This window comes from Streptomyces sp. NPDC056480 (assembly GCF_042795405.1).
Lineage (GTDB): Bacteria > Actinomycetota > Actinomycetes > Streptomycetales > Streptomycetaceae > Streptomyces.
The window spans coordinates 1-22,248 of sequence record NZ_JBHTSA010000130.1 but is presented as its reverse complement, the minus strand read 5'-3'; the positions used below and the strand labels follow the sequence as shown (position 1 = coordinate 22,248).

Sequence of the window (22,248 nt, the reverse complement as noted above, 5' to 3'; positions counted from 1 at the left end):
ACACGGTGCTGGGCGCGACCACCGGTCGCGCCCTCTTCGCCGTGATGCCCGCGCTACACCCAGGTGTCGAGCCACATCCGGTTCCGCCATTGGTCGAGCGGAATCGGGGTGCCCGTGTAGATCGGCCAGAAATAGATGAAATTCCAGACGATGAGAAGAACGATGCAGCCCGCCGCCACCGCGCCGAATGTGCGGCGTCGTTCCGATGAACCCGCGGGGCCGACGATCGCACCCAGCATCATCGCCACCGCCAGACACAGGAACGGAACGAACACCACCGCGTAGAAAAGGAAGATGGTGCGCTCCTGGTAGAGGAACCAGGGCACCCAGCCGGCCGCGATGCCGCAGGCGATCGCACCCGCCCGCCAGTCGCGGCGGAACGCCCAGCGCCACAGGATGTACAGGATCGCGAAGCACGCGGCCCACCACAGGAGCGGGGTGCCGAGGGCCAGGACCTCCGCCGCGCACTTCTCCTTCGTGGAGGCCGGGCAGCCGCCGGTGCCGGGCGCGGGCGACTCGTAGAAGTAGGAGACCGGGCGGCCGAGGACGATCCACGACCACGGGTTCGACTCGTACGTGTGGGGCGAGGTGAGGCCCACGTGGAAGCTGTAGACCTCGGACTCGTAGTGCCAGAGGCTGCGCAGCCACTGCGGCAGCCAGCCCCAGGTCCCGCCGCCGTCCAGCTTGTCCTGGTCGGCGGCCCAGTTCCGGAAGTAGCCCTTGTCGCTGACGATCCAGCCGGTCCACGTCACCAGGTAGGTGGCGATCGCGACCGGGACGACCGACACGAACGCCGGGACCAGGTCCTTCTTGATCACCGCGAGGTACGGGCGGACCGCGCCGGCCGTCCGGCGCCCGCCGACGTCCCACAGCACCGTCATCAGGCCGAAGCCCACCATGACGTACAGGCCGTTCCACTTGGTCGCCGCCGCGAGGCCCAGCATCACACCGGCCGCGATCCGCCACGGCCGCCACCCCAGGCGCAGGGTCTCCGCGATCTCCGCGTCGGGCCGCAGCACGCCCTCCTCGTCCTCCGGGAGCGCGCCCGCGAGCCGCTTCCGGGTCCGGTCGCGGTCCAGCACCAGACAGCCAAAGGCCGCCAGGACGAAGAACATCAGCACCTGGTCGAGCAGCGCCGTACGGCTCATCACGAAGTGCAGACCGTCGACGGCGAGCAGCAGACCCGCCAGACAGCCCAGGAAGGTGGAGCGGAAGAGACGCCGGCCGATCCGGCACAGCATCAGGACGGACAGCGTGCCGAGCAGCGCCACCATGAAGCGCCAGCCGAACGGCTCGAAGCCGATCAGCTTCTCGCCGACGCCGATGACCCACTTGCCCATCGGAGGATGGACGACATAGCCGGGGTCGGTCGGCACCAGGACCGCGCCGGGGTCGCTGAGGACCGTCTTGTCGATGTCCTTCGGCCAGGCCCCCTCGTACCCCTGGTTGATCAGGGCCCAGGAGTCCTTCGCGTAGTACGTCTCGTCGAATATCACCGCGTTCGGCTTGCCCAGGTTCCAGAACCTGAGCAGCCCCGCGACCGCCGTGACCAGGAGCGGACCGCCCCAGGCCATCAGCCGCCACAGCCGCTCGGACCGGTCGGGGCCGATGCCGAGCAGCGACATCACGCGCTTGGACGGGCGGACGTACGAGGGGACGAGCCGCTCCCGCAGCCCGATGGGGGCGGCGCTTCCGGCGGGCGGCACATAGCCGAAACGCCGAAGCCGCTGGTGCCACGAAGAGGGCTCTGCCACGGGCTCTGCCATGGGGTGCTGGCCTTCCAGGGCCTCGGGTGCGGTACTGGTCACCGCGCCATCGTAGGGAACGCGCCTGTGCGCGTCGCCTCTCCGGGCTGGGAGGATGGGCCGTGTGACAGGAACGCTGGTACTCGCAGGGACCCCCATCGGTGACATCGCGGACGCTCCGCCCCGACTCGCCACCGAACTGGAGAACGCGGACATCGTGGCCGCCGAGGACACCCGGAGGCTGCGCGGACTGACCCGTGCCCTGGGCATCCACACGACGGGCCGTGTCGTCTCGTACTTCGAGGGGAACGAGTCCGCCCGTACGCCGGAGCTGGTCGAGGCCCTGGTCGGCGGCGCGCGCGTGCTGCTCGTCACCGACGCGGGCATGCCGTCCGTGTCGGACCCCGGCTACCGGCTCGTCGCCGCCGCCGTCGAGCAGGACATCAAGGTGACGGCCGTCCCCGGCCCGTCCGCCGTCCTCACCGCGCTCGCCCTCTCGGGCCTGCCCGTGGACCGCTTCTGCTTCGAGGGCTTCCTGCCCAGGAAGGCGGGCGAGCGCCTCGGCCGGCTCCGCGAGGTCGCCGACGAGCGCCGCACCCTCGTCTACTTCGAGGCCCCGCACCGGCTCGACGACACGCTCGCCGCGATGGCCGAGGTCTTCGGCGCCGAGCGCCGCGCGGCCGTCTGCCGTGAGCTGACCAAGACGTACGAGGAGGTCAAGCGCGGCCCGCTGGCCGAGCTCGCGGCCTGGGCGGCCGAGGGCGTACGGGGCGAGATCACCGTCGTCGTCGAGGGCGCCCCCGAGACGGGACCCGCCGAACTCGACGCCGAGGAGCTGGTGCGCAGGGTGCGGGTGCGCGAGGAGGCGGGCGAGCGGCGCAAGGAGGCGATCGCCGCTGTCGCCGCCGACGCGGGGCTTCCCAAGCGCGAGGTGTTCGATGCCGTCGTGGCGGCAAAGAATGCGGCTGGACCGGGCCCCGGAAACGGTAAAGGACTAACCTGAAAGGCAAAGCCGAACCCGGCGCGGGGACCCATGAGAGGGCTCTTGGCAAGGGAACTGCCAAATGCCTTCCATGGTTCGACCCGTGCTGATGCGCTCCGGCCCGAAAAGGCGTCCACTGGATCAGTGGAGAGGAGCTGGAATGTCCGAGATCACCGGCACCGGCATATCCGTCGCCCATGAGGCGTACGCCTTTGCCTGCATGCGCTGTGGATACGGCTGGGAGCAGGCGTACGAGATCGAGCACCACATCGACGCCGCAGGCCACAATTTCGTCGTCTACAAGGCCGACGGGGAGCGGGTTCCGTCCCCGCTGTCCAGCCCCACCTGCATGAACTGCGGCGGTCACGTCGTCCGGATCATGCGCGCGGGGCAGGTGTCGTCGGTGCTGGACCTGATCGCCGCGACGGAGAAGCACCGGCGGGGATCGAAGGAGACCAAGCCCGTCTCGCCGGCCGGACCCATCGGCCAGGAGCTGACCGAGGACGACTCCGAACAGCCCCCGGTGCCGCACCACTGGCACCTGTCCGACCTGCTGCACCCCTTCCGGCGCCACCCCTAGGCCGTCTCTTCCGGATCTTGCCCGGCCCGCCCCGGGCCCGGCACATCCGCGCGCCGGCACTCGTGACCCTCGTACGATCGGGGTCATGAGTGCCAAGGACACCCCGCCGCCGCTGCCCGAACCCCTCCTCGTGGAGGTCGCGGACTCGCACACCCACCTGGACCTCCAGTCCGGGACCGTCGAGGAGGCACTGGTCAAGGCCGCCGCCGTCGGAGTGACCACGGTCGTGCAGGTCGGCTGCGACGTGAAGGGCTCCCAGTGGGCCGCGGAGACCGCCGCCGCCCACGAGCACGTGCACGCGGCCGTCGCCCTGCACCCCAACGAAGCCCCCCGGATCGTCCTGGGAGACCCCGACGGCTGGTCCCGGCAGGGCGCCCGTGCGGGCGGCGGCGACGCCGCCCTCGACGACGCGCTCTCCGAGATCGACCGGCTCGCCGCCCTCCCGTACGTCCGCGGCGTCGGCGAGACCGGCCTCGACTTCTTCCGTACGGGCCCCGAGGGCATCGCCGCGCAGGAGCGTTCCTTCCGCGCCCACATCGAGATCGCCAAGCGGCACGGCAAGGCGCTCGTCATCCACGACCGCGAGGCCCACGCCGACGTGCTGCGCGTCCTGGACGAGGAGGGCGCCCCCGAGCGGACCGTCTTCCACTGCTACTCCGGCGACGCCGCCATGGCCGAGATCTGCGCCGCCAAGGGCTACTACATGTCCTTCGCGGGCAACGTGACCTTCAAGAACGCCCAGCACCTGCGCGACGCGCTCGCCGTCGCCCCGCTGGAACTCGTCCTCGTCGAGACCGACGCCCCCTTCCTCACCCCGGCGCCCTACCGCGGCCGCCCGAACGCCCCGTACCTGATCCCGGTCACCCTCCGGGCCATGGCCGAGGTCCGCGGCATCGACGAGAACGAGATGGCCGAGGCGATCGCGGTGAACACGGCCCGCGCCTTCGACTACTGATCCATAACGATTACGTGTAGTGGTCGAGTCGTTCGCCTGAGTGACCGCCCCCCGGGGCTAGTGTCCCGGCCTCGTGAGCACTTCCCAGGGCAGTCACCGCGCCGGACGGCGGGGCGCGCCCCTGCCCGTGCACGATCAGCCGACCCAGGCCGCGCCGCTCGTCGTCCCCGCCCCGGGTCCCGCGCCGGGCCTCGTCCCCGGGCAGGGCTCCCGCGCCGGGTCCCGGCGGGCCGCCCGCCGCCGCAAGGCCTCGGGGCCGGCCGGGGAGGGGCTGCGGCGACTCGTCCCGCAGGCGCTCGTCGTCGCCTTCCTGGCCGGCGGCACCAGTGCCTTCGTCGCCGACGACAAGGCCGTCCGGCTCTCCGTCGACGGCGTTCCGCGCACCCTCCACACCTTCGCCGACGACGTCGAGGAACTGCTCGCCGACGAGGGCGTGGCCGTCGGCGCCCACGACATCGTCGCGCCCACCCCCGCCGAGGCCCTGGCCAGCGGCGACGAGATCGTCGTCCGGTACGGCCGCCCCGTCGCCCTCACCCTCGACGGGCAGCGGCGCCAGGTCTGGACGACCGCCCGGACCGTCGAGGGCGCGCTGCGCCAGCTCGGGGTCCGCGCGGAGGGCGCGTACCTCTCGGTCTCCCGCGGCGCCCCCATCTCCCGCAGCGGGCTCGCCCTCGACGTACGGACCGAGCGGACGGTGACCTTCCTCGCCGACGGGCGCGAGCGGACCGTCCGGACGAACGCCGCCACCGTCCGCGAGGCCCTCACCGAGGCCGGGATCACCCTCTCCGCGCAGGACGCCGTCTCCGTCGTCCCCGAGTCCTTCCCGCGCGACGGCCAGACGGTCACCGTGCTGCGGATCACCGGCTCGAAGGTGACGCGCGAGGAGGCCGTGCCGTACGCCGTCGAACGGACCCGCGACCCCGCGCTCTTCGTCGGCACCGAGGTCGTCGACCGGCAGGGCGCGTCCGGCGTCCGCCGTGTCACGTACAGCCTGCGGACGGTCAACGGCGTCCGGCAGAAGCCCCGCCGGGTCGGCGAGGAGATCGTCCGCGAACCCGTCAGCCGGCGCGTCCGGGTCGGCACCAGGCCCATGCCGACCTCCGTCGCGGGCGCCGACGGACTCGACTGGGGCGCGCTCGCCGCCTGCGAGTCCGGCGGCCGTCCGAACGCCGTCGACCCCTCGGGGACGTACGGCGGGCTCTACCAGTTCGCCCCCGGCACCTGGCGCTCCCTCGGCGGCAGCGGAGTCGCCCAGAACGCGCCCGCCGCGGAGCAGACCTTCCGCGCGAAGAAGCTGTACGTGCAGCGGGGGGCGAGTCCGTGGCCCCACTGCGGACGGCGGCTGCACGGGTGAGACGGCGTGCGGCGGGGGTGAGCCGGGGCGCGGCGGGGTGAGTCGTCGGTCGGCCCCACGGGTGCCCCGTAGGCTGTACCGGTGAGCACCACCACCGGCCCCGAAAGCCCTGACGCCCTCCTCGGCCCCGCCGACATCCGTGAACTGGCGGCCGTCCTCGGCGTACGCCCCACGAAGCAGAAGGGCCAGAACTTCGTCATCGACGCCAACACCGTCCGGCGGATCGTCCGCACGGCGGGGGTGCGGCCCGACGACGTGGTCGTGGAGGTGGGGCCCGGACTCGGCTCCCTCACCCTGGCCCTCCTGGAGGCCGCGGACCGGGTGACGGCCGTCGAGATCGACGACGTGCTCGCCGCCGCGCTGCCCGCCACGATCGCCGCCCGCATGCCGGCCCGCGCCGACCGCTTCGCGCTCGTGCACTCCGACGCCATGCAGGTCCAGGAGCTGCCGGGCCCGGCGCCCACCGCGCTCGTCGCGAACCTGCCGTACAACGTCGCGGTGCCCGTCCTGCTCCACATGCTGGAGCGGTTCCCGAGCATCGAGCGGACCCTCGTCATGGTCCAGGCCGAGGTCGCCGACCGGCTCGCCGCCAAGCCGGGCAACAAGGTGTACGGCGTGCCGTCGGTCAAGGCCAACTGGTACGCGGAGGTCAAGCGCGCCGGGTCCATCGGCCGCAACGTCTTCTGGCCCGCGCCGAACGTCGACTCCGGTCTCGTCTCCCTCGTCCGCCGCACCGAGCCGCTGGCGACCACTGCCACCCGGCAGGAGGTCTTCGCGGTCGTCGACGCCGCCTTCGCCCAGCGGCGCAAGACCCTGCGCGCGGCCCTCGCGACATGGGCCGGCTCGCCCGCGGCGGCGGAGGAGGCCCTGGTGAAGGCCGGGATCTCGCCGCAGGCGCGCGGCGAGGGACTGACGGTGGAGGAGTTCGCCCGGATCGCGGAGGCGAAGGCATGACCGCCGCGGGAGGCGTCACCGTCCGCGTCCCCGCCAAGGTCAACGTGCAGCTCGCGGTGGGCGCCGCCCGCCCCGACGGCTTCCACGACCTGGCCAACGTGTTCCTCGCGGTCTCCCTCCACGACGAGGTGACGGCGACCCCGGCCGACGAGCTGACGATCACCTGCGAGGGCCGGGACGCCGACAAGGTGCCGCTGGACCGCACCAACCTGGCCGCGCGCGCCGCCGAGCTGCTCGCCGCCCGGCACGGCATCTCCCCGGACGTGCACCTGCACATCGCCAAGGACATCCCGGTCGCCGGCGGCATGGCCGGCGGCAGCGCGGACGGCGCGGGCGCCCTGCTCGCGTGCGACGCGCTGTGGGGCCTGAACTCCTCCCGCGAGGAGCTCCTGGAGATCTGCGCCGAGCTCGGCAGCGACGTGCCGTTCAGCCTGGTCGGCGGGGCGGCGCTCGGTACCGGGCGCGGCGAGAGGCTGACGGAGCTGCCGGTCGGCGGTGGCTTCCACTGGGTGTTCGCCGTCGCCGACGGCGGTCTCTCGACCCCGGTGGTGTTCGGCGAGTTCGACCGGCTCACCGCAGGCGTCGAGGTCCCCGAACCGGAGGCCTCCCCGGCCCTCCTGGAGGCCCTGAGCGCCGGCGACACGACCGCGCTCGCGGCCGCCCTCGCCAACGACCTCCAGGCGGCGGCGCTCTCCCTGCGCCCGTCGCTCGCCGAGACGCTGACGGCGGGCACGGAGGCGGGCGCGCTGGCGGCGCTGGTCTCGGGCTCGGGCCCGACGACCGCGTTCCTGGTGAAGGACGCGGAGTCCGCGGAGACGGTCGCCGCCGCCCTGATCGCCTCGGGCACCTGCCGCACGGCGCGGGTGGCGACCTCGCCGGCGCCGGGCTCCATGGTCCTCTAGAGCGGCATGGGGCCGGTCGGCACTGCGCCCGGGGGCCTGGGTGTGGGCCTGTCGGCATCGCGCCCGGGAGGCCCGTACTCACGCGGCGGCTGAGTATCAGCGCCCTGTCGGCCGCCGGGCCGCCCGCGGGACCGTACGGGCATGGGAATCAGCGCGCGTGAGCTCGCCGCCGCAACGCCGGCGGGCCGGGACCGGTACGTCGATCTGCTCCGGGTCGCCTCGCTCGCCGTCGTCGTGCTCGGGCACTGGCTGATGGCGGCCGTCACCACCGACGGACAGGTCGGCAACCTGCTCGCCGTCGTGCCCGGACTCCAGGTGGTGACCTGGCTGTTCCAGGTGATGCCGGTGTTCTTCTTCGTCGGCGGCTTCTCGCACGCCCTCGCCCACCGCTCCCGCCCGCAGTACGCGGCCTTCCTGCGGGCCAGGCTCCAGCGGCTGCTGCGGCCGACGATGGTCTTCGTCGGCGTCTGGGGTGCCGCGGCGCTGCTCCTCCAGCTGTCCGGGGCGGACGGAGGGCTCACCGGGGTCGCGCTGCGACTGGTCACCCAGCCGCTCTGGTTCATCGGGATCTATCTGGCGATGGTCGCGTTCACCCCGCCGCTGCTGCGGCTGCACGAGCGGTGGGGCTGGGGCGCGTTCGCGGCGCTCGCCGGCGGCGCGGTCGCGGTGGACGTGCTGCGGTTCGCGGCGGACGTGCCGTTCGTCGAGTTCCTGAACTTCGCGTTCGTGTGGCTGGCGGTCCACCAGCTCGGGTTCCTCCGCGCCGACGGCATGATCCGCCGGCCCGCCCTGCTCGCCGGCGCCGGTCTGCTCGGGGCGACGGCCCTCGTCGTCCTCGGGCCGTATCCGCTGTCGATGGTGGGGATGCCGGGCGAGAAGGTCTCGAACATGGCCCCGCCGACCCTCGCCCTGCTCTGTCACGGCCTGTGGCTGGTCGGCGCGGTCGAGCTGCTCCGGGGCCCGGGGGCGCGGCTGGTGGCCCGCGCCTCGGTGTGGCGGGCGGTGGTCGCCGCGAACGGGATCGCGATGACGGCGTTCCTCTGGCACCTGACGGCGATGCTCGGGGTGTACGGGGCGATGCTCGGCCTCGGTGCGGAGCTGCCCGCCCCGGCGAGCGGCGCCTGGTGGGCGCAGGTCCCCCTCCGCTTCCTCGCGGCGGGCCTCCTCACGGCGCTGCTGGTGGCCGCCTTCCGCCGCTTCGAGGCGCCGGTTCCGGCGGTCCCGGCGACGGGCGGGGGCGGCCCGGTGGCGGCGGTCGGCATCACGCTCGCGCTCCTCGGCGTCCTCGGCCTCTCCCTGACGGGCTTCGCGGGACTCCTCGACGGTCACTCGGCCACCCTGATAGCCGTCCCGGTCACGGCCCCGGCGGCCGTCGGTCTCGCCCTCGCGGGCTGGCTCCTTGTGGAGAGGGCGGGACGGCACCGGTCCGGGGACGGTGCCTGAGCTCGCCGTCTCAGATCGCGATGACGGTGGCCCGACCGGCACAGAGGACCATCAGGTCCTCCGGGTCCGAGGTGAGCACGGTGACCGGACCGGGGGCCGCGAGAGCCGTCGCCGCGACCATCGCGTCGATGGCGTGCTTGTGGCCGTGCAGCCCGTTCGCGGCCAGGAGAGCCGCCGCACCGCGGGCGACGGTGTCCGTCACGGGCTCGATGACGAGACGTGACAGGGTCCATTCCAGGGCCGCGCGATTGATGCGCGGGTGCATCACCTCCACCAGCGTGGCGGCGCTCGTCACGACGCGCAGGTCGTCGGCGCGGGCCAGCGCGAGCCAGCCGGTGACCTCGCGGTCACGCAGCACGGCCTTGGCCAGTCCCTCGCTGTCGAGGACCAGCGTGCCGCCGGGAGCCGCCTCCGCACGGGTCACGCGGCGCTCGCCCCGGTCGGCCCCGTGCCGCCCTGCTGCTCACGGGCCCGGCGCAGCTGTTCGCGCCGTGCCTGGATCTCCTCGTCCGTGACCGGTCCGTGCTCGGCCTCGGCCACCGCGATGAGTTCGTTGAGATCGTCCCGCTCTATCTGCCGGGCGACCGCCGCCGCCACATAGGCGGAGAGTCCCGAGGGCCCGCTGCGGGCCCGTGCGGCCTCCGCGATGTCGCGCGGCATGCTGATCGAGTACTTCTGAGTAGGCTCGGTCATGCCACCCATGCTACCGCTGGTACTACCCGTCGGCGCGGTGTACGCGGCAACGTACTCTGGGAGATCGATCGATCCCCCGTACAGGAGTCAAAGTGGCCGTCAATCTGGTCAATGTCGAGGCTGTCAGCAAGGTGTACGGCACCCGTGCACTGCTCGACGGCGTCTCGCTCGGCGTCTCCGAGGGGGACCGGATCGGCGTCGTGGGCCGCAACGGCGACGGCAAGACCACCCTCATCCGGATGCTCGCCAAGCTGGAGGAGGCCGACACCGGCCGCGTCACCCACAGCGGCGGGCTGCGCCTCGGCGTGCTCACCCAGCACGACTCGCTCGACCCGAAGGCCACCATCCGGCACGAGGTCATCGGCGTCATGGCCGACCACGAGTGGGCCGGCAGCGCCAAGATCCGCGACGTGCTCACCGGGCTCTTCGGCGGGCTCGACCTGGCCGGCTTCGAGAACGGCCTCGACACGGTCATCGGCCCGCTCTCCGGCGGTGAGCGCCGCCGCATCGCGCTCGCCAAGCTGCTCATCGAGGACCAGGACCTGATCGTCCTCGACGAGCCCACCAACCACCTCGACGTCGAGGGCATCTCCTGGCTGGCCAAGCACCTCCAGGAGCGCCGCTCCGCGCTCGTCTGCGTCACCCACGACCGCTGGTTCCTCGACCAGGTCTGCACCCGCATGTGGGACGTCCAGCGCGGTGCCGTGCACGAGTACGAGGGCGGCTACTCCGACTACGTCTTCGCCCGCGCCGAGCGCGAGCGCATCGCCGCCACGGAGGAGTCCAAGCGGCAGAACCTGATGCGCAAGGAACTGGCCTGGCTGCGGCGCGGCGCCCCCGCCCGCACCTCCAAGCCCCGCTACCGCATCGAGGCCGCCAACGAGCTGATCGCCGACGTGCCGCCGCCGCGCGACACGTCCGAGCTGATGAAGTTCGCCAACGCCCGGCTCGGGAAGACCGTGTTCGACCTGGAGGACGTGACCGTCACCGCCGGTCCCAAGACCCTTCTCCAGCACCTCACCTGGCAGCTCGGCCCCGGCGACCGCATCGGCCTCGTCGGCGTCAACGGCGCGGGCAAGACCTCACTCCTGCGCGCCCTCGCCGACGCCGCCGTCAGCCAGGGCGAGATCCAGCCCGCGGCCGGCAGCGTCACCGTCGGCAAGACCGTCCGGCTCGCCTACCTCTCCCAGGACGTCACCGAACTCCCCGGCACCCTCAGGGTCCTGGAGGCCGTCCAGCAGATCCGCGACCGGGTCGACCTCGGCAAGGGCCGCGAGATGACCGCCGGGCAGCTCTGCGAGCAGTTCGGCTTCTCCAAGGAGAAGCAGTGGACGCCGGTCGGCGACCTCTCCGGCGGTGAGCGCCGCCGCCTCCAGCTGCTCCGCCTGCTGATGGACGAGCCGAACGTCCTCTTCCTCGACGAGCCCACCAACGACCTCGACATCGAGACCCTCACCCAGCTCGAGGACCTCCTCGACGGCTGGCCGGGCTCCATGGTCGTCATCTCCCACGACCGGTTCTTCATCGAGCGCACCACCGACCGGACGCTCGCGCTGCTCGGCGACCAGACGCTGCGGATGCTGCCCCGCGGCATCGACGAGTACCTGGAGCGGCGCCGGAAGATGATCGAGGCGGCCGTCCCGGCGCCCGCCGCAGCGCCCGCGCAGGCGAAGCCGGGCGTCTCCGCCGCCGACAGCCGCGCCGCCAAGAAGGAGCTGCAGAAGGTCGAGCGGCAGCTCGACAAGCTCTCCGACAAGGAGGGCAGGCTGCACGCGCGGATCGCCGAGAACGCCACCGATTTCGAACTCGTGGCGAAGCTCGACGGGGAGCTCCGGGAACTCGCGGGTGAACGCGAGGAATTGGAGATGCGCTGGCTCGAACTGGCCGAGGACGCATAACGAGGGCATCACAGGCCGGTCCTCCCTTGGGTACAAGGGGCGGACCGGTCGCTTTTGCGCCGGCGCGTGAGTGGTAGAAAGAAAACCCGCTCACGTCAAGGGGGAACTGCTGATGACCCAGCCGCCCAGCAACCAGCCGCCGGGGGGCTTCGGAGCTCCCCAGGATCCGAACCAGGGCCCGCACCAGGGCACGCCGCCCGTGCCGCCCGTCCCGCCGCAGGCACCGCAGACCCCGCCGCCGCCCGCCGGGCCGCCCGGAGTGCCCCCGAGCGCGCCCCCGGCCGCGCCGCCCGCCGCACCCGGACCGTACGGCCAGCAGCCGCAGCCCGGTTACGGATACCCGCAGCAGGGCCAGCCCGGTCAGCCGGGTCCGTACGGCCAGCCGGGCCAGCCCGGACCGTACGGCCAGCAGCCCCCGCAGCAGCCGTACGGCTACCCGCAGCAGCCGGGACCGTACGGCCAGCAGCAGAACCCCTACGGCGGGTACCCCACCCAGCCGATGTACCAGGGCGCCCCCACCCCGCCGCCCTCCGGCGGCGGCCTCAAGGGCCGCACCGGTCTCGTCGCCGCCATCGCCGCGGGCGCCGTCCTGGTGGCCGCCGTCACCACCTGGGCCGTCGTCGGCGGGGACGACGACAAGGACCCGATCGCCGGTCCGACCGCCACGTCGAGCTCCTCCTCCAACGCCCCCGAGCCCACCGAATCGGTGGACAAGGGCGACGGCTCGGGCGACGGCTCGAAGGGCGGCGACGAGGACCTCAACGCCGGCCGCCAGGCCGGCGAGGCCAAGGTCAACTGGCTGCTCCAGAACGATGTCGACCTGCCCCGCAACGGCTCCGACGTCCTCGGTCCGTGGATCGTCGGCGACACCGTCGTCAAGGCCATGTACAAGGGCATCTCCGGCTACAACCTGAGCGACGGCGCCCCCAAGTGGCACGTCGACGTGCCGTTCGAGCTGTGCGCCGCGCCCGCGGACCCCGCGCCGAACGGCGTCATGGTCTTCGCCTACGCCGAGAGCGCCAAGGACGGCGCCAAGTGCACCTCGCTCCAGCAGATCGACCTGAAGACCGGCAAGGCCGGCTGGAAGAAGGCCGTACCGAAGCCCACGGGCCTCTTCGCCTTCTCGGACAACACCCTGGCCATCAGCGGCAACACGGTGACCGTCTCCGGCACCAGCAGCTCCTACGGCTTCTCGCTGACCGACGGCAAGCAGCTCTTCACCGGTGCGACGACCGGCTGCAAGCCCTTCGCGTACGCCGGCGGCAGCAAGCTGATCGCCGCCGTGGACTGCCCGTCGGGCAGCACCACCAAGAAGGTCCAGGGCGTCAGCCAGATCGACCCGAACACGGGCAAGCCCAAGTGGACCTTCAAGCTGCAGACCGACTGGGAGGTGGACCGGGTCTACTCGGTCGACCCGCTGGTCGTCTCCGCCACCCAGCGCGAGCAGAAGAAGTGGACCGTCTTCGCGCTGAACCCCAACGGTTCGCTCCGCTCGCAGATCCAGGGCGGCAAGGACAAGTTCGCCCCCTCGTGCGGCGGCGGCTTCGTGGTCTTCGGCAAGAACCTCCAGGGCTGCACGGGAGTCGCGGCCGACGCGAACACCTTCTACATGGCCACCGAGACCTCGTACGGCACCCCCAACGAGGTCGTCGCCTTCGACCTGAAGAACGGCAAGGCCAAGTGGCGCTCCAAGGCGCCCGGTGAGCAGTCCATGCTCCCGCTCCGCATGGAGGGCGGCCAGGTCCTGGTCTACGTGGACCCGTCCTACGACAAGGGCGGCGCCGTCGCGACGATCGCCCCCACCGGCGGTGCGCCGAAGATCGTGCTCCAGCACCCGGCGGCGACGGCCCAGGTCGAGAACAACTTCTACAGCCCGGGCTACGCGTACGGCGCCGGCACCTTCGTCGTGGCGAGCGGGCGCGTCTCCGCGTCGAACGACAAGGAAGAAAAGCTGGTCAAGACGATGATGGCCTTCAGCAAGTGAGGTACACGGACCGATGACGCAGCCACCCCCGCCGCCGAACCGACCCCCTGACCCGCAGGGTGGCTTCGGCGCGCCGACGCCGCCCCCGCCGCAGCAGCCGGAGCCCGGTTACGGCTATCCGCAGCAGGCACCGCCGCAGCAGCCGGACCCGGGGTACGGGTACCCGCAGCAGGCGCCGGACCCGGGCTACGGCCATCCGCAGGGGGCACCTCCCGGGCCGCAGGGCCCAGGGGGACAGCCCCAGGCGACCCCGCCGCAGCAGCCGTACGGCTACCCGGCGCAGCCGCCCACGCAGCCGCAGCAGCCCTACGGCGCCGGCTACCAGCAGCCGGCCCAGCCCCCGTACGGCTATCCGCAGCAGCAGCCCTACGGCGGATACCAGCAGCCCGCCACGGCCGCGGCCCCGGCCGTGGCGCCGGGCGGCGGCAAGAAGCTGTCGGCCCAGCTCCAGATCGTCATCGCGGCGGTCGTCGCCGTCGTCCTGATCATCGGCGCCGGCATCTGGTACGCCAACTCCGGTGACGGCGGCGGCAAGGCCGACGAGTCGAAGGGCACCGGCGGCGCCTCGCAGGGCGGCACCGGCGGCGGGACCGGCGGAAGCCAGGGCGTCGGCGGCGACGGCAAGGAGAAGGCGGGCGGGAACACCAAGGCGAAGCCGGCGTTCCAGCTCGACGTGCCCAAGGTCCCCGACACCACGCCCGTCGCCGGCTCGTGGGTCACCGACAAGGTCTTCGTGAAGACCGGCGTCAACTCGGTGGTCGGCTACGACCTCGACAAGGGAACGGTCGTCTGGACGCTGCCGCTGACCGGTCAGGTCTGCGGCGCCTCCCGGCACATGACCGCCGACCACAAGGTGCCGATCCTCTTCGAGGCGGCCAAGCGGGTGGCGCCCCGGTACTACCGGGAATGCACCGAGGTCGGCGTGGTCGACCTCGAGACCGGGAAGCTGGCCTGGTCGACCTCCGTCACCGGCGGCGCGGCGGGCGACGGCAAGGTGCGGTTCGGCGAGGTGACGCTCAGCGGCAAGACGGTCGCGGCCGGCGGCCTCGACGGCGGCGCGGCCTTCGATGTCGCCAACGGCAACCCGCGCTGGAAGCCGCAGGCGAACGACCAGGGCTGCTACGACCTGGGGTACGGCGGCGGCGAGGGTCTCGTCGCGGTCCGCAAGTGCGGCACGTACGACGCCCAGTACGTGATGATCCAGAACCTCGACCCGATGACGGGCGCCCCGGTCTCGCAGTACAAGATGCCGACCGGCGTCAAGTACGCGGCCGTGGTCTCCACCAAGCCGCTGGTCGTCGCGGCCGACGTCGGCGACAGCGCAGGCGACGGCAGCGGCATCTCGGACTTCTTCTCCCTCGACGAGAAGACCGGGAAGCTGAAGGCGAAGATCACGGCGGACGCCGACCAGTACGCGGCCCGCTGCCGCTCGACCAAGGTCGAGGCCTGCACGCAGGCGCTCGTCGGCAACGGCCGGCTGTACGTGCCGACCGAGGAGCACGAGGGCTCCACCGGCGAGTACGGCGACGAGACGAACGAGGTGATCGCGTTCGACCTGGCCACCGGGAGGACGGTGCCGGAGAAGGCGGACGCCGGTGACAAGTACACGCTGATCCCGCTCCGCATGGACGGGGGCGACCTGATCGCGTACAAGGAGCCCCCGTACGACAAGGGCGGGCAGATCGTGTCCATCCACGGCGGCACGATGAAGGAGACCCTCCTTCTGGAGAACCCGTCGGACAAGGTGAACCGGGAGAAGGAGAACAGCTTCTCCATCAACGGCGCCGAGTTCCTCTACGAGGACGGCCGGCTCTTCATCTCGCCGGTGAACGTGAGCAAGACGCGCGAGTCCACCTCGGCGTACGACAAGCGGTACCTCGCGGTGGCGTACAGCACCAAGGGCTGAGGCGCCCGCCGCCAAGGAGACGAGGAGGGCCTTCCCGGGATTCCGGGGAGGCCCTCCTCACGCGTGTGCGGGGGCGCGGCGGATCGGAGGCCCGGGGCGACGGAGCCGTCGAGCACGCGAGGTCTCCCTTTTCGTGTGACGGAGGTTGACGGGCTGTGAGGTGGGGGAGCGTGTAGCTTGCCGGGCGGGGTGGCCGGTGGACGGCGGCCCGGGAGGATGGGGGATGACCGGGATGGGCGTACGGCTCGTGGTGGTGGACGACCACCGCCTGCTCGCGGAGGCGCTCGCCTCGGCACTGAAGCTGCGCGGGCACCGGGTGCTCGCGGCGGCGGCACCGGTGGCGGGGGCGGCGGAGCTCGTGGTGAGCCGGGCGCCGGAGGTCTGTCTCCTGGGCACGGCCGCCCCGGCCGAACCGGGGGCCTTCGACGTGGTCGTACGGATCAAGCGCGAGCGGCCGCAGGTGGCCGTGGTGGTGCTCGGCCCGGTGCCCTCGCCGCGCGGGATCGCGGCGGCGTTCGCCGCCGGGGCCTCGGGGTACGTCCGGCACGACGAGCGCATCGAGGGCGTCGAGCGCGCCCTGGTGAAGGCGAGGGCGGGGGAGTCGGCGGTGGCGCCGCAGCTGCTCCAGTCGGCCTTCGCGGAGCTGCTGCACCCCTCGGCGCAGCCGGACGACGAGGGCCAGCGGCTGCTGCGGCTCCTGACGCAGCGGGAGGTGGAGGTGCTCGTCCGGGTCGCGGAGGGGGAGGACACCCGGCTGATCGCGGAGGGGATGGGGATCGCGCCGAGCACGGCCCGGACGCATGTGCAGCGGGTCCTGATGAAGCTGGGGGTGGGGTCGCGCCTGGAGGCGGCGGCCCTCGCGGCCCGTACGGGGCTGCTCGACCGTGCGGTGCCGGTGCAGCGGGGTCCCTCCTTCTGACGTCCGGGCCGCGTGGTGCCCGGGCCCTCGGGCGCGCCGGTCTTCTGACGTTCGGGTGAAGCCCGGTCCCTTCGTTCGTGGGAGGGGCCGGGCTGCGCCGTTGACGGCGATGTTGGAATGTGGTTCCTTGTGCGTGGTTATGTTTGAACCGCCGGAGGCCACCCCGTGAAGAAGACCGTGACCACGCTCGCCGACGGACGCGAGCTGATCTACTACGACACCCGTGACGACGCCGTCCGCACCGCCGTCGACACCCGGCCGCTCGACCCCGTCGCCTCCGCCACCGAGCTCCGGTACGACGCGCTCCTCGGGGACTCCGTCGCCGTCGCCTCGCACCGGCAGGGCCGGACGTACCACCCGCCGGCCGGGGAGTGCCCGCTCTGCCCCTCAGGCGACGGACGGCAGAGCGAGATCCCCGCCCCCGACTACGAGGTCGTCGTCTTCGAGAACCGCTTCCCCACCCTCGCCGGGGAGTCGGGCCGCTGCGAGGTCGTCTGCTTCACCGCCGACCACGAGGCATCCTTCGCCGACCTCACCCCCGAGCGGGCCGCCCTCGTGCTCGACGCCTGGACCGACCGCACCACCGAACTCGCCGCCCGCCCCGGCGTCGAGCAGGTGTACTGCTTCGAGAACCGCGGCGCCGAGATCGGCGTCACCCTCGCCCACCCCCACGGGCAGATCTACGCCTACCCGGCCGCCACCCCCCGCACCGCCCTCATGCGGCGGCACGCGGCCGAGCACCGGGCCCGCACCGGCGGCAACCTCTTCGACGACGTCGTTGCCCGGGAACGCGCCGACGCCGAGCGGATCGTCCTGGAGACCGGGCACTGGATCGCCTTCGTGCCGTACGCCGCCCACTGGCCGTACGAGGTCCACCTCTACCCGACCCGCCGCGTGCCCGACCTGCGCGCGCTCGACGAGGAGGCCCGCACAGAGTTCCCACAGATCTATCTGGAACTCTTGAGGCGCTTCGACCGGATCTTCGGACCGGAGGAGCCGCCGACGCCGTACATCTCCGCCTGGCACCAGGCGCCGTTCACCGGTGCGGACCGCGAGGAGTTCGCCCTGCACCTGGAACTCTTCACCGTCCGCCGGACGTCCGGCAGGCTCAAGTACCTCGCGGGCACCGAGTCCGGCATGAGCGCGTTCAGCAACGACGTGCCGCCGGAGACGGCGGCCCGGCGACTCCGAGAGGTGGCAGGCAAGTGACCGAGGCAGTGCAGAAGTACCTGGTGACCGGCGGGGCCGGATACGTGGGCAGCGTCGTCGCCGCCCACCTCCTGGAGCGGGGCCACCGGGTCACCGTCCTCGACGACCTCTCCACCGGATTCGCCGAAGCCGTCCCGGCGGGCGCCGAGTTCGTCGAGGGCCGCATCCAGGACGCGGCGCGATGGCTGGACGACTCCTACGACGGCGTCCTGCACTTCGCCGCCTTCTCCCAGGTCGGCGAGTCCGTCGCCAAGCCCGAGAAGTACTGGGAGAACAACGTCGGCGGCACCATGGCCCTGCTCGCCGCCATGCGCTCCGCCGGCGTCCGCAGGCTGGTCTTCTCCTCCACCGCCGCGACCTACGGCGAGCCGGAGACCGTCCCGATCACCGAGACCGCCCCGACCGCCCCCACCAGCCCCTACGGGGCGAGCAAGCTCGCCGTCGACCACATGATCGGCGGGGAGTGCACCGCCCACGGCCTCGCCGCCGTCTCGCTGCGCTACTTCAACGTCGCCGGAGCGTACGGCTCCCTCGGCGAGCGCCACGCACCCGAGTCGCACCTCGTCCCGCTCGTCCTCCAGGTCGCCCTCGGCGGCCGCGAGGCGATCTCCGTGTACGGCGACGACTACCCGACCCCCGACGGCACCTGCGTCCGCGACTACATCCACGTCGCCGACCTGGCCGAGGCCCACCTCCTGGCGCTCGACGCGATGACCGCGGGCGAGCACCTGATCTGCAACCTCGGCAACGGCAACGGCTTCTCCGTCCGCGAGGTCGTCGAGACCGTCCGGAAGGTCACCGGGCACCCGATCCCGGAGGTCACCGCCCCGCGCCGGGCCGGCGACCCCGCCGTCCTCGTCGCCTCCGCCGAAGCCGCCCGCGAACGGCTCGGCTGGACGCCGTCCCGCCCGGACCTCGCGGACGTCGTCGCCGACGCCTGGGACTTCGCACGGGCCCGGCACGAGGAGGGTCGGGCATGAGCGTCGCCACCGACTTCGAGGCGCTGTACGGCGCCGCCCCCGACGGCGTCTGGGCCGCCCCCGGCCGGGTCAACCTCATCGGCGAGTACACCGACTTCAACGACGGGTTCGTGCTGCCGCTCGCGCTGCCGCACACCACCGTCGCCGCCGTCGCCCGCCGCGACGACGGGGTGCTGCGCCTGCACTCCGCCGACGTCGACGGCGGCATCGTCCAGCTCGACGTCGACTCCCTCGAACCGCTCTCCGGCGGCGGCTGGGCCGCCTACCCGGCCGGCGTCGTCTGGGCGCTGCGGGAGGCCGGGCACCCGGTCACCGGCGCGGACGTCCACCTCACCTCGACCGTGCCGACCGGCGCCGGGCTCTCCTCGTCGGCCGCCCTCGAGGTCGTCACCGCGCTCGCCCTCGACGACCTGTTCGGGCTCGGGCTCTCCAGACCCGAGCTCGCCCGGCTCGCCCAGCGCGCCGAGAACGCCTTCGTCGGCGTCCCCTGCGGGGTGATGGACCAGATGGCCTCCGCCTGCGCCGAGGAGGGCCACGCCCTGTATCTGGACACCCGGGACCTCTCGTACCGCCAGGTCCCCTTCGACCTGGCGCGGGAGGGGCTGCGGCTGCTCGTCGTCGACACCCGGGTGAAGCACGCGCTCGGCGACGGCGCGTACGCCGAGCGGCGCGCCGGTTGCGAAGCCGGTGCGCGGGCGCTCGGAGCCCGGGCCCTGCGCGACGTGAGCGTCGCGCAACTGCCCGAAGCCCTCGCACTGCTGAGCGACGAGACGGTGCGGCGCTACGTGCGGCACGTCGTCACCGACAACGCCCGCGTGGAGCGGACGATCGCGCTGCTCGACGCCGGGGACACCCGGGCCGTCGGCGCCGTCCTCACCGAGGGGCACGCCTCCCTCCGGGACGATCTGCGGGTCTCCTGCCCGGAGCTCGACCTGGTCGTCGAGGCGGCGAACGCCGCCGGGGCGCTCGGTGCCCGGATGACCGGCGGCGGCTTCGGCGGCTCCGCCGTCGTCCTCGTGGACGCCGACCGGGCGGACGCGGTCGCCGCCGCCGTCGAGAAGGCCTTCGCCGAGGCCGGCCACGCGGCCCCCGGAGTCTTCCCGGCCGTCCCCGCGGCGGGTGCGCGGCGCCTCTGACCCTCCCGAGGCCCTCCCGTACGGTGCGCCGGCCGCCCCCGGACGGGGCCGCCGGCACCCTCCGTACTCCCGTACGACTTCGGACAGTTCCGTGAATCGGCCCCCGCCGTGACGCCCCGCCCCTACTCTGAGGGGCAGCGCCGGTGGGGGCCGGTGCTGTTCAGGGGGCGAGACCCGGTCGGGTACGGCGCCGGAAGCGGGGGTAACAGTCAACGCACGGCGGCGGCCGCGCGGATGACGGACCCGCCTCCGACGCCGTACCCGCGTCGGTTTTCCCGTTCTCGACACTTGGGGGTGTCCGTGGCACGTATCCGTGTCCTCGTGGTGGACGACCACCGCGTCTTCGCCGAATCGCTGGCCGCCGCACTCGCGGCCGAGCCCGATGTCGACGTCGCCGCCGCGGGAAGCGGCCCGGCCGCCCTGCGCTGCCTGGAGCGCGGTGCCGCCGAGGGCCGCAGGTTCGACGTGCTGCTCGTCGACGCCGAGCTGGGCGCCGGTCCGGCCGGGTCCGTGGCCCGCGCCGTGCCGGACGACGCCGAGGGCGCCGTCGACGGGATCTCCCTGGTCGCGGGGGTACGACGGGTCCAGCCCGCGGTCCGTACCGTCGTCCTCGCCGAGAAGGACGACCCGCACCGGGCCGCCCTGGCGCTCCAGGCCGGGGCCTCCGGCTGGGTCGCGAAGGACTGCTCGCTCCAGCGGCTCCTCGCGGTGGTCCGCGGGGTGCTGCGGGACGAGACGCATCTGCCGCCCGCGCTGCTCACGGGTGTCCTGCGGGAGCTGACCGCCGCCCGCAAGCACCGGACGGACAGCGAGCGGCTGGTGGAGTCGCTGACCCCGCGCGAGCGGGAGGTGCTGCGCTGCATGGTGGCCGGCCTGGGGCGCAAGGCCGTCGCCGAGCGCCTCTTCCTGTCCCCGCACACCGTCCGTACGCACATGCAGAACGTGCTGGGGAAGCTGGGCGTGCACTCGACCCTGGCGGCGGTCGCCCTGGCCAGGAGGGCGGGGGTGGGGCCGGCCCAACTGGGCGAGGTGCCGCTGTCCGGACTCCCGGGGGCCGGACTATCCGGGGACGTTGTCGAACGGGGCGGTCAGCTGGCGTAGCAGCGCGGCCAGTTCGCCGCGCTGGCCCCGGGAGAGCTGGGCCAGGATGGCCCGCTCCTGGGCGAGCAGCCCGGCGAGCGCCTCGTCGGCGCGGTCGCGGCCCTCGGGGGTGAGCCGGACCAGGACGCCGCGCCGGTCGCTGGGGTCGGGGAGCCGCTCGACGAGGCCCTTCTTGGTGAGCCGGTCGATGCGGTTGGTCATGGTGCCGGAGGTGACCAGGGTCTGGGTCAGGAGCTGGCCGGGGGAGAGCTGGTACGGGGCTCCGGCGCGGCGCAGGGAGGTGAGGACGTCGAACTCCCAGGGCTCCAGCTGGTGCTCGGAGAAGGCGAGCCGACGGGCGCGGTCGAGGTGCCGGGCGAGCCGCGAGACGCGGCTGAGCACCTCGAGCGGTTCCACGTCGAGGTCGGGGCGCTCGCGGCGCCATGCTGCGACCAGTCGGTCGACCTCGTCCTCCATGACGATCAGTGTAGAGGGTCTGTTGACATAAAGTCTCTTGGGGTCAAGTTTCTCGATATCGAGTATCTTGGAGTCGAGATATATTTCCCCGGACTGCGGGGAAGGGACCCGGCCGGAACTCCGTTCCGCTTCGGCAACTCGTTCCAGCAAGGGGGCTTCGAACATGCATTCCGTGGAATCCGCCGCACCATCCGCGCCGACATGGGATCCACAGCAATACCTCCGGCACTCGGGCCACCGCACCCGGCCCTTCCTCGACCTGCTCACCCGAATACCGCACCTGCCCGCACAGGACCGGCCGGCCCGAATCGCCGACATCGGGTGTGGCCCCGGAAACGTGACGGTCCTCCTCGCCGACCGCTGGGCCGACGCCCACATCACCGGCTTCGACCTCTCGCCCGACATGCTGGAGCAGGCCGAGAAGGACTGCTCCGGCACCACCCGCGGCGGCGGCTGGATCGACTTCCGGCCCGCCGACGCCGCGCACTGGACCCCCACCGAGCCCTACGACCTGATCGTCTCCAACGCCGCCCTCCAGTGGGTGCCCAACCACCCCGAGTCCTTCGCCGGCTGGATCGACGGACTCCGGCCCGGCGGCACCCTCGCCTTCCAGGTCCCCGGCAACTTCACCTCGCCCAGCCACGCCCTGCTCGGCGAACTCTGCGAGACCCCCGAGTGGCGCGGCCGCCTGAGCGACCAGGGCCGCCGGTTCGTCCATGTCCTCGACACCTCCGACTACCTCACCCGCCTCACCGACCTCGGCTGCGAGACGGATGTCTGGGAGACCACGTACTGCCAGCTGCTCCAGGGAGAGGACCCCGTCCTCGACTGGGTCAAGGGCACGGCCCTGCGGCCCGTCCTCACCACCCTGGGCGACGACCAGGACGCGATCGACGCCTTCCTCGGCCAGTACCGTGACCTCCTTCGCGAGGCCTATCCCCGGGGTCCGCACGGCACGGTCTTCCCGTTCCGCCGGATCTTCGCCGTCGCCCGCAAGCCGGACTGACGCGTGCGCCGGGGCACACGCGGACGCCCCGCACCGGAGTTCCGG

Annotated in this window: 20 protein-coding genes; 16 read left to right on the top strand and 4 right to left on the bottom strand. The window is 72.8% G+C overall.

Features of this window, described 5'->3' with window-relative positions; all coding sequences use genetic code 11:
- Positions 1-53: 53 nt before the first annotated feature.
- A complete protein-coding gene (locus tag ACFQ79_RS34665; protein ID WP_383590807.1) occupies positions 54-1,808 on the bottom strand; it encodes a dolichyl-phosphate-mannose--protein mannosyltransferase in 1,755 nt (584 codons plus the stop codon).
- Between the two features lie 52 nt (positions 1,809-1,860).
- Here ACFQ79_RS34665 and rsmI point away from each other — a divergent pair, with 52 nt between their 5' ends.
- The 7 genes from rsmI to ACFQ79_RS34630 all read left to right on the top strand — a co-directional run bounded on the left by rsmI (position 1,861) and on the right by ACFQ79_RS34630 (position 8,915).
- The gene (rsmI, locus tag ACFQ79_RS34660) at positions 1,861-2,748 is read left to right on the top strand and encodes a 16S rRNA (cytidine(1402)-2'-O)-methyltransferase (RefSeq protein ID WP_189833481.1); all 888 of its coding nucleotides are present in this window, start codon (positions 1,861-1,863) and stop codon (positions 2,746-2,748) included.
- A 139-nt stretch (positions 2,749-2,887) separates the two neighbouring features.
- A complete protein-coding gene (locus tag ACFQ79_RS34655) occupies positions 2,888-3,307 on the top strand; it encodes a hypothetical protein (RefSeq protein WP_319319232.1) in 420 nt (139 codons plus the stop codon).
- An 85-nt stretch (positions 3,308-3,392) separates the two neighbouring features.
- Positions 3,393-4,262 (top strand): TatD family hydrolase, encoded by an 870-nt coding sequence (locus ACFQ79_RS34650; RefSeq protein WP_383590805.1) that lies wholly within the window; start codon positions 3,393-3,395, stop codon positions 4,260-4,262.
- Between the two features lie 73 nt (positions 4,263-4,335).
- Positions 4,336-5,616: a ubiquitin-like domain-containing protein gene (locus ACFQ79_RS34645; protein WP_383590803.1), complete on the top strand. Its 1,281-nt coding sequence runs from the start codon at positions 4,336-4,338 to the stop codon at positions 5,614-5,616.
- Between the two features lie 81 nt (positions 5,617-5,697).
- Positions 5,698-6,570: a 16S rRNA (adenine(1518)-N(6)/adenine(1519)-N(6))-dimethyltransferase RsmA gene (rsmA, locus tag ACFQ79_RS34640; RefSeq protein WP_383590801.1), complete on the top strand. Its 873-nt coding sequence runs from the start codon at positions 5,698-5,700 to the stop codon at positions 6,568-6,570.
- Positions 6,567-7,472, top strand: coding sequence for a 4-(cytidine 5'-diphospho)-2-C-methyl-D-erythritol kinase (locus tag ACFQ79_RS34635; protein WP_383590799.1), 906 nt, complete (start codon positions 6,567-6,569; stop codon positions 7,470-7,472). Before rsmA ends, ACFQ79_RS34635 begins: the two co-directional genes overlap by 4 nt.
- Before the next feature lie 141 nt (positions 7,473-7,613).
- The gene (locus ACFQ79_RS34630; RefSeq protein ID WP_383590797.1) at positions 7,614-8,915 is read left to right on the top strand and encodes an acyltransferase; all 1,302 of its coding nucleotides are present in this window, start codon (positions 7,614-7,616) and stop codon (positions 8,913-8,915) included.
- Between the two features lie 10 nt (positions 8,916-8,925).
- Here ACFQ79_RS34630 and ACFQ79_RS34625 read toward each other — a convergent pair whose 3' ends face one another.
- On the bottom strand, positions 8,926-9,339 hold the full coding sequence (locus ACFQ79_RS34625) for a PIN domain-containing protein (RefSeq protein ID WP_073916074.1): 414 nt from the start codon (positions 9,337-9,339) through the stop codon (positions 8,926-8,928).
- Positions 9,336-9,608, bottom strand: a complete 273-nt coding sequence (locus ACFQ79_RS34620; RefSeq protein ID WP_209495231.1) for a CopG family transcriptional regulator — start codon at positions 9,606-9,608, stop codon at positions 9,336-9,338. Before ACFQ79_RS34620 ends, ACFQ79_RS34625 begins: the two co-directional genes overlap by 4 nt.
- Positions 9,609-9,700: 92 nt before the next feature.
- On the opposite strand from ACFQ79_RS34620, the gene ACFQ79_RS34615 reads away from it, so the two are divergent.
- The 8 genes from ACFQ79_RS34615 to ACFQ79_RS34580 all read left to right on the top strand — a co-directional run bounded on the left by ACFQ79_RS34615 (position 9,701) and on the right by ACFQ79_RS34580 (position 20,741).
- Positions 9,701-11,506, top strand: coding sequence for an ABC-F family ATP-binding cassette domain-containing protein (locus ACFQ79_RS34615; RefSeq protein WP_383590795.1), 1,806 nt, complete (start codon positions 9,701-9,703; stop codon positions 11,504-11,506).
- A gap of 112 nt (positions 11,507-11,618) precedes the next feature.
- Positions 11,619-13,490, top strand: coding sequence for a PQQ-binding-like beta-propeller repeat protein (locus ACFQ79_RS34610; RefSeq protein ID WP_383590793.1), 1,872 nt, complete (start codon positions 11,619-11,621; stop codon positions 13,488-13,490).
- A gap of 13 nt (positions 13,491-13,503) precedes the next feature.
- Positions 13,504-15,396, top strand: coding sequence for a PQQ-binding-like beta-propeller repeat protein (locus ACFQ79_RS34605; RefSeq protein WP_383590791.1), 1,893 nt, complete (start codon positions 13,504-13,506; stop codon positions 15,394-15,396).
- A gap of 232 nt (positions 15,397-15,628) precedes the next feature.
- Positions 15,629-16,315 (top strand): response regulator transcription factor, encoded by a 687-nt coding sequence (locus ACFQ79_RS34600; RefSeq protein ID WP_383590811.1) that lies wholly within the window; start codon positions 15,629-15,631, stop codon positions 16,313-16,315.
- Between the two features lie 165 nt (positions 16,316-16,480).
- A complete protein-coding gene (gene galT, locus ACFQ79_RS34595) occupies positions 16,481-17,524 on the top strand; it encodes a galactose-1-phosphate uridylyltransferase (protein ID WP_383590789.1) in 1,044 nt (347 codons plus the stop codon).
- Positions 17,525-17,532: 8 nt separating this feature from the next.
- Positions 17,533-18,504 carry a UDP-glucose 4-epimerase GalE gene (galE, locus tag ACFQ79_RS34590; RefSeq protein ID WP_383590809.1) on the top strand — a complete coding sequence of 324 codons (972 nt, stop codon included), beginning with the start codon at positions 17,533-17,535 and terminating at the stop codon, positions 18,502-18,504.
- Entirely contained in the window at positions 18,501-19,640 is a 1,140-nt protein-coding gene (gene galK / locus ACFQ79_RS34585; RefSeq protein WP_383590787.1) for a galactokinase, read from the top strand. The genes galE and galK overlap by 4 nt, the downstream gene beginning before the upstream one ends.
- 300 nt (positions 19,641-19,940) lie before the next feature.
- A complete protein-coding gene (locus tag ACFQ79_RS34580; protein ID WP_383590785.1) occupies positions 19,941-20,741 on the top strand; it encodes a LuxR C-terminal-related transcriptional regulator in 801 nt (266 codons plus the stop codon).
- Here ACFQ79_RS34580 and ACFQ79_RS34575 read toward each other — a convergent pair.
- Positions 20,700-21,197 (bottom strand): MarR family winged helix-turn-helix transcriptional regulator, encoded by a 498-nt coding sequence (locus ACFQ79_RS34575; RefSeq protein ID WP_030315385.1) that lies wholly within the window; start codon positions 21,195-21,197, stop codon positions 20,700-20,702. The genes ACFQ79_RS34580 and ACFQ79_RS34575 overlap by 42 nt on opposite strands.
- Before the next feature lie 163 nt (positions 21,198-21,360).
- Here ACFQ79_RS34575 and ACFQ79_RS34570 point away from each other — a divergent pair, with 163 nt between their 5' ends.
- On the top strand, positions 21,361-22,203 hold the full coding sequence (locus ACFQ79_RS34570; RefSeq protein ID WP_383590783.1) for a trans-aconitate 2-methyltransferase: 843 nt from the start codon (positions 21,361-21,363) through the stop codon (positions 22,201-22,203).
- The last annotated feature ends 45 nt before the right edge of the window (positions 22,204-22,248 follow it).